The sequence below is a fragment of the Psychrobacter sanguinis genome (genome assembly GCF_020736705.1).
GTDB lineage: Bacteria > Pseudomonadota > Gammaproteobacteria > Pseudomonadales > Moraxellaceae > Psychrobacter > Psychrobacter sanguinis.
This window is the reverse complement of the sequence record NZ_CP085990.1, coordinates 1,609,939-1,623,186: the sequence shown is the minus strand read 5'-3', so window position 1 is coordinate 1,623,186 and position 13,248 is coordinate 1,609,939. Positions and strand designations below refer to the sequence as shown.

Below are 13,248 nucleotides of genomic sequence, written 5' to 3'. Positions count from 1 at the left end.
AGGTAGGATGGATAGAATTTCTTTCACGCAATTCATCCCTAAATACGCGAATCCCAAAAATTATGTTATACATTTAATCAAATAGCAATAGTGAAATGAGCCATTTATAACAATTAATGATTGGTTTAATCATAGCTTCTTACCCATAACTTCTAAAATCATAATGACCCACTACCTTTAAAGCAGACGAATCGTCACTATAAATCTAAAAAACAGTGATTATTTGTTATACTGAGCCGATAAAATATTCTCTATACCCTTTAACACAAAAGTCCTAAAAGTCGAGTAATTTATGAGCGCATCAGAAGCCAATTCAAACTTAGTAGAAAACAATCAGCCAAAACGTACTTTGACGGGCGTAACTACCACAGGGATTCCTCATTTAGGTAATTATGTGGGCGCTATCCGTCCTGCCATTCAATCGGCGCAAAACAGCAACAATGAAGAGGACAAATCGTTTTTCTTTTTGGCGGACTATCACAGCATTATCAAATGCTCTGACCCAAAACAGGTCCATGAGTCTACTAAAGCAATTGCCGCAACTTGGCTTGCCTGCGGTTTAGATCCTGAAAAAGTGGTTTTTTACCGTCAATCTGATGTGCCAGAAATTCCAGAGCTGGCTTGGATTTTGAACTGCTCATGTTCTAAAGGTTTGATGAACCGTGCCCATGCTTACAAAGCTGCGGTTGATGCCAACTTAAGCAATGACGTAGATGCCGACCACAACGTCACTATGGGCCTTTTCGGCTATCCAGTATTAATGGCTGCCGATATCTTGATGTTCAATGCCACTCATGTGCCTGTCGGCCGTGACCAAATCCAACACGTTGAGATGGCACGTGACATTGCGGGTACTTTCAATCATAAATACAAGCCACTATTTACCCTGCCCTCAGCTGTGGTTGATGACAATGTGGCGTTACTGACCGGTCTTGATGGCCGTAAAATGAGTAAGAGTTATGGCAATACCATTCCTTTATTTGGCGACGGTAATCCACAAGTTGACCCAGAAAAACAATTGCGTAAAGCCATCATGCAGATTGTGACCAACTCACAAGCCCCTGAAGATCCAAAAAATCCAGACGACTCAGTGGTGTTTGAAATCTATAAAGCATTTGCTACGCCTGCTGAAATTGCTGATCTACGTGGCCAGTTTGAAGCAGGTATCGCTTGGGGAGATGCCAAACAGATTTTATTTGAAAAAATTAATGATGAAATCGCCCCTTTCCGCGCGCGTTATGCTGAGCTGATGGCCAATCCAAAAGAATTGGAAGAAATCTTAATGATGGGTGCAGAAAAAGCACGTCGTCATAGTCAAAAGCAATTGGATAAAACACGTCGTGCTATCGGCATCAAGCCTTTGGCTAAGTTGAAATAAGGGCAGCGGTTTTTGAATACCCCAGTGACTTCCTCAACAGACTCTTCAATCGACGCAGGCGCCAGTATAAGAATTTATACCACGCCTGTTCAAGCTTTGCCTGAGGACTTATATGTGCCGCCTCAGGCCTTTGCTATTTGGTTGGAGCAGTTTGAGGGACCTCTCGACTTCTTATTATATTTGGTCAAAAAGAATAACTTTGATATTACCGATACCGCTATATTACCGATTACTGAGCAGTATCTGGCCTATATCGATGAGCTTGATGCTGATCATTTTGAGCTGGCAGGTGACTATCTGCTAATGGCTTCTACGCTAATTGCCATCAAGACAGAGCTACTGTTGCCTTTACCTGAGAAAGTAGAAGATGAGCGAGATCCAAAAGCCGAACTCATCTCTCGTTTAGAAGACTACGCTCAAATCAAAGAAGCGGCGCGCCGTTTGGACAACTTGATCCGTTTAGAGCGTGATGTATTCTTAGCAATGGCTAGCCTGCCTGACCCTGAAGTTATGGCCGCTGAGTTACCCAGTTATCCTGCGACAATGTTGGTAGAAAGCTTATTAAAAATGCAACTGAAGCCTGACTATCAGATGCACAATATCAAAGTAGACCCGATTCCGTTGTCTGACCGTATTGCCAGTATCAGTCGCCAATTGAGTGAGCGTGGTGAAGGGGCTTTTATTGAATTGCTTGATCAAAGCCAAGGTCGACTCGGGGTGGTGGTCAGCTTCGTTGCCGTTTTAGAGTTAATGAAACGACAAATTATTGACGTCATAGACGCTGAGAATAATCAACCGCAGCCAGTCGAAGAGACAACTCCAGACCCACAACATACTTATAGTTTGTCTAATTTGAAGCTGCGCTGGGTGGCCTAGTTATTTAGTAAGCCCCGCATCTATTGTTTAGTCAGCTGCTTAGTTAGTTCCGTGTCTTTGAATATTAATCACTGTTAATTTGAAATCTAGTGAACCTCCATGCCAAAACTGCCCCATATCCTTTCTGTCGCCGATAGTCATTCTGAATCCGATAGCATAACCACAACACTGTCAGAATCAGAGTCCGTGGCTACCAATTCCACGGACGACTCACAACTGCAGAACACAACAAATTCTGACCTAAGCACTTTTAATCGCTATGACTTATTAAGTCGTAGAATCGAAGTGCTATTACACGCATCAGAATCACCTTTAACTGACAGCCAGTTGAGAAAGTATTTATCTCTATCCAAGCAAGAGTTAGAGACCGCGTTGGTAGTCCTACAACAAAGACTAACCACTGGCGTATTGACGTTAAGCGAGTCAGCGAGTGGCTATCGTTTACAGATACGCAGTGAGTATAGTAGCCTTATCCAAAAAGTGTTTCCGCAGCGCTTGGAGACTCTAAGTCAGGCATTACTTGAAACATTAAGCGTCATTGCTTATAAACAGCCAGTGACCCGTAGCGATATTGAACAAGTGCGCGGGGTGACCGTATCGAGTAATATCTTACGTCAGTTATTTGATAAAGGCTGGATTATGGAAAAAGGCTATCGGGAAACTTTAGGACGTCCTGCTCTTCTGCATACTACCCCTGAATTTTTGGATGCCTTTGGACTTGAGAGTTTAGAACAACTTCCGCCTTTGCCAGATTTGAATTTGGACAGCAATAACGCGCAGAAGGATTAAATTGTGATAGTTCGGATACAGATACCTTTATGAATAAAACAACTTTTAAAATATCGAAAATGGACTGCCCTTCGGAAGAGAACCTAATCCGAATGAAGCTAGATGGCAATTCGGATATTGAATATCTTGAATTTGACATTCCTAATCGTAAATTAACCGTGTTTCATCATGGTGATGTTGAGAATATACAGCATGCTATTCATGACCTAAATTTAGGCGACACCCTACTTTCAACCGAAACTATTGACTCCCTAGATCCCAATAATAATTTTCAAACTGATATTGACTCTAGCCATAAAAAGGATGCTGAGCAAAGAAAACTGCTGTGGATAGTGCTGGTTATTAACTTTGCCTTCTTTATTATCGAAATGAGCACTGGGCTGATTTCTCGTTCAATGGGATTGGTCGCCGACAGCTTAGATATGTTGGCAGATAGCTTCGTGTACGGAATCAGCTTGTTTGCTGTTGGTGGAACGGTTGTAAAGAAAAAACGTATTGCTAGAATTGCTGGGTATTTTCAAATCACGCTAGCGATTCTCGGCTTTTTAGAAGTACTAAGACGTTTCTTTGGACATGAGCAGTTACCTGACTTTTCTACCATGATTGGTATATCGATTCTTGCTCTGATTGCAAACTCGATCTGCCTCTATTTACTACAAAAATCGAAGAGTAAAGAAGAGGCTCATATGAAAGCCAGTATGATTTTCACTTCAAACGATGTGATTATCAATTTAGGGGTGATTGTTGCAGGTGTTCTGGTGAATTGGCTACACTCGAGTACCCCTGATTTAATTATTGGGAGCATCGTATTTGCTTTAGTTATTCAAGGCGCCTTTAGAATACTAAAGTTAAGTAAATAGCTGAAGCAAATAGCTCAAGTAAGTAGCTTAATCAAACCGCTAAGTGTAAAGTAGCTAGGTTTGAAGGAAATAAACATCATAAGGATATGAGATCTCAAACAATGATAAAACAAACTCTAAATCTAATCACCACCAAAGACCATCAACAAGTTGCCGTCTGGCATATCATCGATGATGAAGTCTTTAACCCTGTTAACAATAGCGATAATGAAGCCCTCGACAGTAATGAGTTTAATAGCAATACAGGCGCTCATAAAAAACAAAACCTATTGTTTCTGCATGGTGCCTTTTCGGACAAGACCGTCTGCTTAGGTATTGTTAGTTATTTCGCTTCATTGGGCCATCAATGCTTTGTTATGGAATGGCGCGGTCACGGCAGTAGTAGTCAACCGCAAACCAAATATCACTTAGAAGACATCGCATTTTACGACGTTAAAGCCACTTTTGATTATCTATTGAATGACCGTAAGCTTGATAATTTGCACTGTATTACTCACAGTGGCGGTGGTATTTGTTTGACCCTATTTTTGACCCGTTACCCCGAATTTAACGACAAAATAAAAAGCATCTGCATGGTGGCCTGCCAAGTCTTTGCTGGCACAACCACCCCTTCAAGCTACGCCAAATTACTATTTCTCAAAGCAGTGACCCGTCAACTAGGTTATGTAGAAGGTAAACGCTTGAAATTGGGCACTATGAATGAGAGCTACTATTTGCTCTCGCAGTGGATGGACTGGAACTTAAATCAAAACTTCAGCAGCTATTTACCGACGCCCATAAGACAGCAATTACTTAGACAAACAGGGCTACGCTTAAGTAGGAAGTCGCAAACCATAACCACCCCACAACCCCTCGATTATCGTACGCTAATGCCCAATATCACCATACCGATTTACTCAATTTGCGCGGCTGGTGATTGGGTCGCCCCACCTCGAGGTACTTTAAAGTATCTACAAGCTTTTAAAAACTCAAACAATCAATGGCGTGAGTTCTCTGTTGCCAATGGCGACTTGGAGGATTACAACCATACTCGTATTTTCTTAAGCCGCAACGCTTCTAAAGAGGTTTGGCCTACAGTGTTAGATTGGGTTGAGAAGCATAGTTAGTGCGGTCTAAGTTAGTATCGATTTAAATGGGTTTAGATAATCATATTTAAGGACATCTGCTTCACTGTATAAGAACAATAGTTTTGTAGAATATATTTAACACCTCATACCGTTGGCGCGCTATTCATTAAGCATTGTTGTTGTGATATCTGAGTAGTAAGCTTTGGATAAATAAGGAGTGCTACACCCACCAAATTAAACTTGACTATATATACCGTTCACGAGAAATCAAAATGCAAAAATCTATATTAACTACCAGCTTAAGCTTATGCCTACTTTTTTCTAGCAACGCTTCACTTGCTAGTACAGGCGATATGACCAAAATAACCTACTACGAAACGGATGGCACACTACAAAACCTTTCTTTTTGGGAGCGAAAAACGCCTAGAGGTACACAGGTTAAGTCGAACGATAACATCGGTTATTTTAACCACTCACAATCTAACCAAGACATTGATATCTTTAAGTATGATAATGAAAAGTCATACAGCTTAATAAATTTAGATACTAACAAAGTCATTAATCGTATTGATAACAAAACTTACCAAAACCTAAGCCAAGCAAAAAACATCAAATTCTATGAGTTTGGTAAGGGTATTATCGAGTCTGCTATATTTATGTCAAACAAAGGTATTTGTCGGGATTTTGACAGCAGCGATGGTATTAATGTTGACTTTGTAACTAATTATTATTCAAATATTTATCAAAACCCCAATGAATTTACAACTACCTTTGCTAACATTCAAATATTTAAAAACAGCCCTAGCCGCTTAATCAGTGAAAAAATAGAGGCTCACTCAAATAACACCGCGACTCAACAACAACTAAAGCAAGCAATATTATCCCAAAAAAGTCAGTTATTACAGGCCGATGCAGGGAAGTTGCGTAGCTTTATTCAATACTTATGTATTAGTCAGCTAAAACAATAATGAATATTTCTGCAGGGTATAACAAATAAGGACGGAACAGCTTTGTGTCCTATAGAGATTAAGTCTATTATTGAAGATATTAATGTGATTCCTAATCTTGAATCTGAAAAAAAGAAAGTTAATAGTGCAGTATTAAAAAGAATTTTTTTCGAATTTGGAGAGTGTGACTATTTAACTATTAACGAAGTCTATGTATAAAAAAAACTATTCCACCTAGGATTAGTAAGCAGTGGTTATTAGCACTATTTTCAACATATAAATCCTGCTGGAAACGGGCCAACCTAACTTTTTATAGCTAATTGTATTCTGAACGACCATAAAGTTGTAAACGCCTAGCGATAAATTAGCAAAAATAGCGTAGAATAGTGCCCGTTACTTCTAAAACCTGAATAACCTACATTGTGAAATGTAGCCACTCACCGATTCAAGGATGCATAACATGCCTCAATCAAATCACCCTATTTCGTCAAATCAACCTGATACCACTCAAGAAAGCGATGTCTATACCGATCATAATGGTGACTATCAATTCGCCTCTTCAACCACTCAAGCCAGCACTGCCGGTACCGAAAAACTTCAAAAAGCATTAGCACGTATGGGCCTAGGCTCACGTCGTCAAATGGAAGAAGTGATTAAAGCGGGCCGTGTATCGATTAACCAAAAGCCTGCTACCATTGGCGATCGTGTTGAGCAAAGCGATGAGATCCGTGTCGACGGTCGTTTAATCAAATACAAATCAGAACGTGAAAAACGTCGCCGTGTCTTGGCCTACTATAAGCCAGAAGGTGAGATTTGTTCTGCCAATGACCCTGAAGGTCGTACCACGGTATTTGAGCGTTTGCCTAAACTGACTCATGACCGTTGGATCATGGTAGGTCGTTTAGATATCAACTCTACTGGTCTATTGTTATTCACCAATGATGGCGAGTTGGCTCACCGTTTGATGCACCCCTCAAACGAGATTGTTCGTGAATATGCGGTACGTATCTTAGGTGAATTGACTCCAGAAATGATGCGCAACCTAACTGATGGCGTGATGCTAGAAGATGGTTTAGCCAAGTTTGAAGACATTAGACAAGGCGGCGGTGAAGGCGTCAACAAGTGGTATCACGTTAAGCTTAAAGAAGGTCGCAACCGTGAAGTACGTCGTCTGATCGAATCACAAGGTCTTAAAGTCAGCCGTCTATTACGTACCAGTTATGGTTCGGTCGACTTACCTAAAGAGCTACGTACTGGCCGCTTTATTGAATTAGACAGAAAAGAGATTCACCGTCTAATCGATCTAGTAGGTATCCGTCCTCGTGAAGATATGGGTGTCCATGGTAAGGCGAAGGAGAAAAAAGAGCGTTTCCAGAAGAAACCTTTGAAAGCTCGTACCATTCGCACCAGCTCTAGAAGCGGACGCGCTGGCACTACTGCTACGGGTAGAAACTCTAATCCTAGCTCTAGCAATACCCGCGGTAGAGATACAGGTAACAGAGGCTCTAAGCGTTAATTAGCGTGTAAGCCGACGTTTATCTGATACAAAAAAGCCCTTAGTTAATAACTAGGGGCTTTTTTAGTGGGCGAAAGGGCTGTGTTAATGCACGGAATAAATCTTATTATAAGCCAGCTACTGTCGTTGTTGTAGATAACGCCGCATCACTTGCATATCTTGTAAGGCATCGTTTTGGTACCTTTCAAGTAAGGCATCAAGCTTAGTTTCAATCGTAATAAGCACCTCTAATAGCACTGCTAATGCCTGTGCCTTACTCTCACTCATTTCCGTACTAGTGCTAGCTGCACTGTTAGCATGCTGACTTGATACCGCTCTATGATTGGCTTGTTGTATCAAAGCTTCCTGGCGGGCGATGCGCTGATAGCTGTTTATTAATTCAGGCAAACGGGTCTGTAGTAATTTACTCACCACAAATTCATCTTCACTCGTTGCTGGAGTTTGACCAGCATCCATAGCCTCTGTACGCAATTGCTGAAAAACATCCGCTTTACCATCAATGCGCAACAGACGCTCCATAATCACAGGCGGCAAGTCTTTTATTTGTGGCTCCGCTAAAGTGAGCTGAAGCATGGGGGGCGGCGGCAACTGTGAGGGGGGAACATATTTAAGCGTACCTGGGGTGATGCCAACAGCACGATGGAGCGCCAGCCAGCCTTTGCGGCCTACGTATCCCGCTGCGACTACTGCCACTACCCCTGCTCCGATTAACACACTCATTTACTTTAGTGTCCTCTTATTTAATAATTGCCGCTCATAGCCTACTCAAATTAGAATTTTAGACAGCCTATTTTTCAAAACGCTGTTGTAGATAACGATTGGTGGCCAACAGTTTCTGACCATCTTGATGGTAAGCGGCATCTAATAAACCATCAAACTGAGTATTTACGGTGTCAAGCACTTCTAATAGCGCTTCTTTGCCGGTCATATTAGAGTTCTTAATTTTAGTAGTATCAGCGCGGCTTAGCTCATTGCTATTAGACGTATCACTTTGCGCTGATAGCACGACCGTTTTGTTAGACGTGGTATCTAGGTCATGCAAGCGTCGATAATCAGCGACCGCTTCTGGAATATGTTTGTCCATTACGTTCTTGATCATGATATAGGTTTCAGTAACGGCGTCCTTATCATCAATAACCCCATCGTTATTGGTATCGCCATACAGCCCTTTTAGTTTCTCGCCTTTATCATTGATCATATCTAGCTTTTGCTTGACCTCTGCTGGCAAACTTTTTTCTGGGATATAACCGAGTTGTGGCATGGCTTTATATTCCAGCATCTTTGGCTGAGTTAATTTTTTAACGCCACGATAGCCCAAATAAATACCTGCAGCTGGTAATACCCCATATAGTATAAACATCAGAACCATTGCAGTAGCTTGCGTCATATATTCACCTTTTGTTTTTTATTATTTATTAAACTTACGCCTATAAGACTTTTTAAGCGTGCTACGACTGGGATTATTTTTCAAGCTTCTAGTATTACCATATCGCTAGCTAATAAATAACAGCCAGCAATACCAGTACCCAGTCGCTATAGTCTATACCTTTGCGTAACTTCAGCTATTTATATTGGTCAGTCAGAACTTATATCAAGCTTTTATAATCTATAATGATCGCTTAATAATGGCTTTGGCTATACTTCTATTTTAATAACTTACCCTGAGATAACTAGATGGATTATGTATCAGGCTTTATGTTGGGTCTATCGCTTATCTTTGCCATAGGCTCGCAAAATGCTTTTATTTTGAAACAAGGATTAAAAAAACAGCATATTTTTGCCATATGTCTATTCTGCGCGGTCTCAGATGCGCTGTTAATCTCTGCTGGGGTAGCAGGATTTGGGGCAATAACGACAAGGTATCCCAACGCAGTATTTATTGCAAAAATTGCAGGGGCTTTGTTTTTATTGGTTTATGGCCTACAAAGTCTATATGCCAGTGCCACTAAGTCGCATGCTTTGACACAAGACCATCAACAGGTTAGTAGTTTAAAAAAATCTTTGCTGTTATGCTTTGGCTTTACCTGGCTCAACCCTCATGTTTATTTAGATACGTTGGTATTGGTCGGCATGGTATCCACTGGAGCCGCTAGTAAATTACAGTTTGGCATTGGGGCAGTGAGCGCTTCATTTGTGTTCTTTTTTAGTTTGGGCTACGGTGCAAGGTTATTATCTCCGCTTTTTGCCAAACCCAAAGCTTGGAATATTTTGGATGCTCTTGTTGGATTATTAATGATTTATTTGGCGTGGCATTTATACAGCAGCTAGCGATATACAGTTAAACCATTCCACTATCAAACCATGTAGCTGTTAAACCAAGCCACTACCTAATCATTCCTTTATCAAATCCCATTTCCATAAAAAAAGGTCTCTACCAATATAGAGACCTTTCATCATTTAAATCAAAAATTAAATCAGACTTAAATAGCTACGTAGGGGTGGCAACTAGATAAATCGTAGTCTTTGCTAGCTGCTTTAAGCATAGAAATCTATCTTAAACCTAAATGATTATGCAAGGCTCGGAAAAATAGTACGAATACCACTCACCAAGATTTCGATCGCCACTGCTGCCAATAACATACCCATAATTCGGCTGATAATATTTAGTCCGGTATCGCCTAAGAATCGGCTTAATCTACCTGCGGCCATTAATGCCAAATAACAGAAAATAGAGATTAATAAACCAGCAATGATAATGGCCAATCTTTGATGCCAGCTTGTAACTTGAGCGGAATAAATAATCACTGTAGAAATACCACCAGGGCCTACCATCATAGGAATCGCTAAAGGCACTACCGCGGCAGCTGTGCTTCCAATACTCTCAACACTGTCATCAAAATCAACATTTTCTTGGTCCGGTTTTGCTGGGTTACCATCGCCATTCATCATATTAATGGCAATTAAAAATACCAGCACACCACCTGCCACTTGGAACGAGCCTACTGAGATACCCAATACCCTTAAAAGTCCTTCACCGGCTACAGTGAAAAAGGTAATGGTAATAAAAACAGTTAAGCTACTGATACGCGCAAAACGGCGCCTATCAGTCATACTATAGCCTTTGGTCGAATCTAAAAATAGGGTTAGAGCACTAAAAGGATTAATCAGCACCATAAACGCTATCATTATTTTGACAATTTCAGTGTCCATAATGGGCGCCTCAGTTTGCAGAAAAAACAGGCGATTCTAACACACACATCAAATCGCAAAAACCCTATATTATAGGCTTAGACAGCTTTTGTGTACCGGCTATGTATCATATTATTACAGGGAATAAAAATTGACCGGCCTTCATAGCAATATAGTTTAATACGGATAGGCGTTTAAGGGTAAGAGAATAAGCATCAGGGCCATAACATCAAGTTAAAGCCCCTAAACTATAAGTTAATTTGAAAAATATAAGCTACTCTGGAAAATATAGGCTAAGCAGAGAAATCCATACCAATATCTAACGCTGTGGTACTGTGCGTTAAATAACCCATGGCAATAAAATCGACACCTGTTTCTGCCACTGCCACCACGCTGTCAGGCGTAATTCCACCCGAAGCTTCGGTTTTGATACGGCCACTAGGATGGTTTTTGCACAATGCCACAGCTTGACGTAAAGTGTCAGGACTCATATTGTCTAATAGCACCAACTCTGCCCCGGCATCAATGGCTTGTTGCAACTGCTCTAAAGTATCTACTTCAATTTCAATCGGTATCAAATGCCCAGCCAGTTGTTTGGCCTGAGCAATAGCATTGGGAATGTTGCCGGCGATGGCAATGTGGTTGTCTTTGATTAAGATAGCATCATCGAGACCCAAACGGTGATTGCGGCCACCGCCACAACGTACAGCATATTTTTGTACAGTGCGTAGGCCTGGAATGGTCTTACGAGTACAAGTAATTTGAGCAGGATAGTCGGCTACCAGATCTACTACCTTTCTGGTGGCCGTAGCAATGCCGCTCAAATGAGTCATAAAATTGAGTGCAGTGCGTTCAGCGGTCAATAAGTTACGCGCATTACCACTGATAGTAGCCAGTGCCTGACCCGCAGTAACCCATGCACCATCCTGAGTGTGTGCGGTAAATTCAATCGACGCATCGACTTGGGCAAATGCCAGTCTCGCCAAATCTAAACCACACACCACGCCATCATCACGCACCGTTAATGTCAGCGTTGCTTGCTTGTCTGCGGGAATGGTCGCTTGTGAGGTCACATCGCCTCGACGACCTAAATCCTCTAGTAAAGCATTCTCAACCAAGGGCGCCAGTAAAACTTCATTTAAAGGGGGCTGTTGATAGTCTTTTAACGGGGCTGAGTGTTGATAATTAGTGCTAAGCGTTGAAGACATAGAGGGTCCTTGATGATTTTGTTGGTTACTTTATCTATGGTTTTATCAATAATTCATTAAATAAGCATAAGATAAGCTGCGCTAAGTTAAACATTTGTACCTTACAAATATTGTCAGAACTCTTTTGCCAATAATACTCATAATGAGCATAAATATAACCAACAAACAGCCGTTTAGCAATAATTAATCTAGATTATCGGTTGTTGCTTTTAGGCAACTTGCTGTCCATCAATAAACTTTGTAAACCGACATCGAAACGGAATCGATACAGTTTAGCCGGTCGGCCTCTACCGGTTTGGCTGCTATTACCGGTTGGCTCAAGTAAGTCTTGACTCTCAAGTAGTCTTCTAAAGTTTTGCTTGTGTAGAGGGACGCCCGATAAGGCCTCTACGCTTTGTTGTAACTGCAATAAGGTAAATTCTTCAGGCATCAAACCAAAGATAAGTGGGCGATACTCAATCTTGGCGCGCAGTCGCGATATGGCGGTAGCAATCACTCGGCGATGATCATAGTACATAGGCTCACCGGTAACTTGTTGCCAATCTTTGGGTAGCTTGATGGCATTGTAGAAAGGTGATTCAGGTATTAATCCTGCCTCATAAAGCATTTCATAACGCAGTAATGCATGTTCAGCGACCCACTGACTAAACATCTCTTTGGCACTGCTACTACGACCCTCTTCACTGGTGATGACCTGTCTAAAGTCCGAATCTTCCTCCCAATCTCCACCCCAACATAGATAAATACGTTGTAGGCGCTTGGTTCGCTCCACACTACTATCTGCAGCATATGCCCATTGTTTTAATTTTTCAATAATCTGACTGCTGTTTGTCTGATCTTGCAAATGATTTTCCCAAGGAAAATAGGTGTACCAATCACGCCAGCGTGCACTGCTCTGACCTTCCACTGTAGTCGGAGATTGGGCTACAGCAGCAACAGGGGTAGATTGAGAGCTGGTCGTAATACCTGCTTGAGAAACTGCTTCTTGCACCAGCCCCATATAGCTGACATAGACTAAGGCATGCCCTTCTTTATTACGTCTGTTAGTATCAACAAAAGTATATAACTGCTCAATATAGCCAAGCGGCTGCTGAGTCTGCTCCTCTACCCACTGCCGAACCCCCGCTTGCAATGAACGGTGTAAAGGCATTAAGGGTCCATTAGGTAATAGTTTTCCACCATCAACCGTCAGCACTCGAGCGCTATTATTGGTAATGGCTATCAGCACCGCTACCACTTCAGTGGTGCCACTACCTTCACTATGGGCGTGAGAAAAAGACAGACTCATAACTCTCATCAAATCTATTGAATTTAAGGTCTTTAGTATATCGTTTAATACACTGAATTACACGGTATCTAAGTTAGATCTTACTTTAATCTTACCCTCATAGGACCACGATAAATGTAGGCATAGCCGTTGCTAAAGCCTCTAATCGAGCCTCACCAACAACCAGCATTTATAGCAAAACAGATCACTA

At 41.4% G+C, this 13,248-nt stretch carries 13 protein-coding genes; 8 read left to right on the top strand and 5 right to left on the bottom strand.

Annotated elements, in window-relative coordinates; translation table 11 throughout:
* Positions 1-292: 292 nt before the first annotated feature.
* From trpS to rluB, 7 genes are all read left to right on the top strand, one after another.
* A complete protein-coding gene (gene trpS, locus LK453_RS06870) occupies positions 293-1,378 on the top strand; it encodes a tryptophan--tRNA ligase (protein ID WP_007395631.1) in 1,086 nt (361 codons plus the stop codon).
* 12 nt (positions 1,379-1,390) lie between these two features.
* Complete coding sequence (locus LK453_RS06865; RefSeq protein WP_007395632.1) at positions 1,391-2,254, top strand: segregation and condensation protein A; 864 nt, start codon at positions 1,391-1,393, stop codon at positions 2,252-2,254.
* 99 nt (positions 2,255-2,353) lie between these two features.
* Positions 2,354-3,043, top strand: coding sequence for an SMC-Scp complex subunit ScpB (scpB, locus tag LK453_RS06860; RefSeq protein WP_007395633.1), 690 nt, complete (start codon positions 2,354-2,356; stop codon positions 3,041-3,043).
* Positions 3,044-3,072: 29 nt separating this feature from the next.
* Entirely contained in the window at positions 3,073-3,903 is an 831-nt protein-coding gene (locus tag LK453_RS06855; protein WP_007395634.1) for a cation transporter, read from the top strand.
* An 86-nt stretch (positions 3,904-3,989) separates the two neighbouring features.
* The gene (locus LK453_RS06850) at positions 3,990-5,009 is read left to right on the top strand and encodes an alpha/beta fold hydrolase (RefSeq protein ID WP_227672000.1); all 1,020 of its coding nucleotides are present in this window, start codon (positions 3,990-3,992) and stop codon (positions 5,007-5,009) included.
* A 233-nt stretch (positions 5,010-5,242) separates the two neighbouring features.
* Entirely contained in the window at positions 5,243-5,938 is a 696-nt protein-coding gene (locus LK453_RS06845; RefSeq protein ID WP_044298379.1) for a hypothetical protein, read from the top strand.
* Between the two features lie 439 nt (positions 5,939-6,377).
* On the top strand, positions 6,378-7,433 hold the full coding sequence (gene rluB, locus LK453_RS06840) for a 23S rRNA pseudouridine(2605) synthase RluB (protein WP_081461520.1): 1,056 nt from the start codon (positions 6,378-6,380) through the stop codon (positions 7,431-7,433).
* 117 nt (positions 7,434-7,550) lie between these two features.
* Here rluB and LK453_RS06835 read toward each other — a convergent pair whose 3' ends face one another.
* Both LK453_RS06835 and LK453_RS06830 read right to left on the bottom strand, forming a co-directional pair.
* Positions 7,551-8,153: a hypothetical protein gene (locus LK453_RS06835; RefSeq protein ID WP_007395639.1), complete on the bottom strand. Its 603-nt coding sequence runs from the start codon at positions 8,151-8,153 to the stop codon at positions 7,551-7,553.
* Positions 8,154-8,220: 67 nt separating this feature from the next.
* Complete coding sequence (locus LK453_RS06830) at positions 8,221-8,820, bottom strand: hypothetical protein (RefSeq protein ID WP_007395640.1); 600 nt, start codon at positions 8,818-8,820, stop codon at positions 8,221-8,223.
* A 287-nt stretch (positions 8,821-9,107) separates the two neighbouring features.
* On the opposite strand from LK453_RS06830, the gene LK453_RS06825 reads away from it, so the two are divergent.
* A complete protein-coding gene (locus LK453_RS06825; RefSeq protein WP_007395641.1) occupies positions 9,108-9,701 on the top strand; it encodes a LysE/ArgO family amino acid transporter in 594 nt (197 codons plus the stop codon).
* A gap of 240 nt (positions 9,702-9,941) precedes the next feature.
* Here LK453_RS06825 and LK453_RS06820 read toward each other — a convergent pair whose 3' ends face one another.
* The 3 genes from LK453_RS06820 to LK453_RS06810 all read right to left on the bottom strand — a co-directional run bounded on the left by LK453_RS06820 (position 9,942) and on the right by LK453_RS06810 (position 13,058).
* Positions 9,942-10,583 (bottom strand): MarC family protein, encoded by a 642-nt coding sequence (locus tag LK453_RS06820; RefSeq protein WP_007395642.1) that lies wholly within the window; start codon positions 10,581-10,583, stop codon positions 9,942-9,944.
* A 272-nt stretch (positions 10,584-10,855) separates the two neighbouring features.
* A complete protein-coding gene (nadC, locus tag LK453_RS06815) occupies positions 10,856-11,770 on the bottom strand; it encodes a carboxylating nicotinate-nucleotide diphosphorylase (RefSeq protein ID WP_201534629.1) in 915 nt (304 codons plus the stop codon).
* Between the two features lie 193 nt (positions 11,771-11,963).
* Positions 11,964-13,058 (bottom strand): NUDIX hydrolase, encoded by a 1,095-nt coding sequence (locus LK453_RS06810; RefSeq protein WP_201534626.1) that lies wholly within the window; start codon positions 13,056-13,058, stop codon positions 11,964-11,966.
* Positions 13,059-13,248 lie beyond the last annotated feature (190 nt).

Excerpts from the sequence above, each read along its gene's own strand:
- trpS (WP_007395631.1), top strand. The coding sequence starts at position 293 with ATGAGCGCATCAGAAGCCAATTCAAACTTAGTAGAAAACAATCAGCCA.
- scpB (WP_007395633.1), top strand. The coding sequence starts at position 2,354 with ATGCCAAAACTGCCCCATATCCTTTCTGTCGCCGATAGTCATTCTGAA.
- LK453_RS06855 (WP_007395634.1), top strand. The coding sequence starts at position 3,073 with ATGAATAAAACAACTTTTAAAATATCGAAAATGGACTGCCCTTCGGAA.
- LK453_RS06850 (WP_227672000.1), top strand. The coding sequence starts at position 3,990 with ATGAGATCTCAAACAATGATAAAACAAACTCTAAATCTAATCACCACC.
- LK453_RS06845 (WP_044298379.1), top strand. The coding sequence starts at position 5,243 with ATGCAAAAATCTATATTAACTACCAGCTTAAGCTTATGCCTACTTTTT.
- rluB (WP_081461520.1), top strand. The coding sequence starts at position 6,378 with ATGCCTCAATCAAATCACCCTATTTCGTCAAATCAACCTGATACCACT.
- LK453_RS06835 (WP_007395639.1), bottom strand. The coding sequence starts at position 8,153 with ATGAGTGTGTTAATCGGAGCAGGGGTAGTGGCAGTAGTCGCAGCGGGA.
- LK453_RS06830 (WP_007395640.1), bottom strand. The coding sequence starts at position 8,820 with ATGACGCAAGCTACTGCAATGGTTCTGATGTTTATACTATATGGGGTA.
- LK453_RS06825 (WP_007395641.1), top strand. The coding sequence starts at position 9,108 with ATGGATTATGTATCAGGCTTTATGTTGGGTCTATCGCTTATCTTTGCC.
- LK453_RS06820 (WP_007395642.1), bottom strand. The coding sequence starts at position 10,583 with ATGGACACTGAAATTGTCAAAATAATGATAGCGTTTATGGTGCTGATT.
- nadC (WP_201534629.1), bottom strand. The coding sequence starts at position 11,770 with ATGTCTTCAACGCTTAGCACTAATTATCAACACTCAGCCCCGTTAAAA.
- LK453_RS06810 (WP_201534626.1), bottom strand. The coding sequence starts at position 13,058 with ATGAGTCTGTCTTTTTCTCACGCCCATAGTGAAGGTAGTGGCACCACT.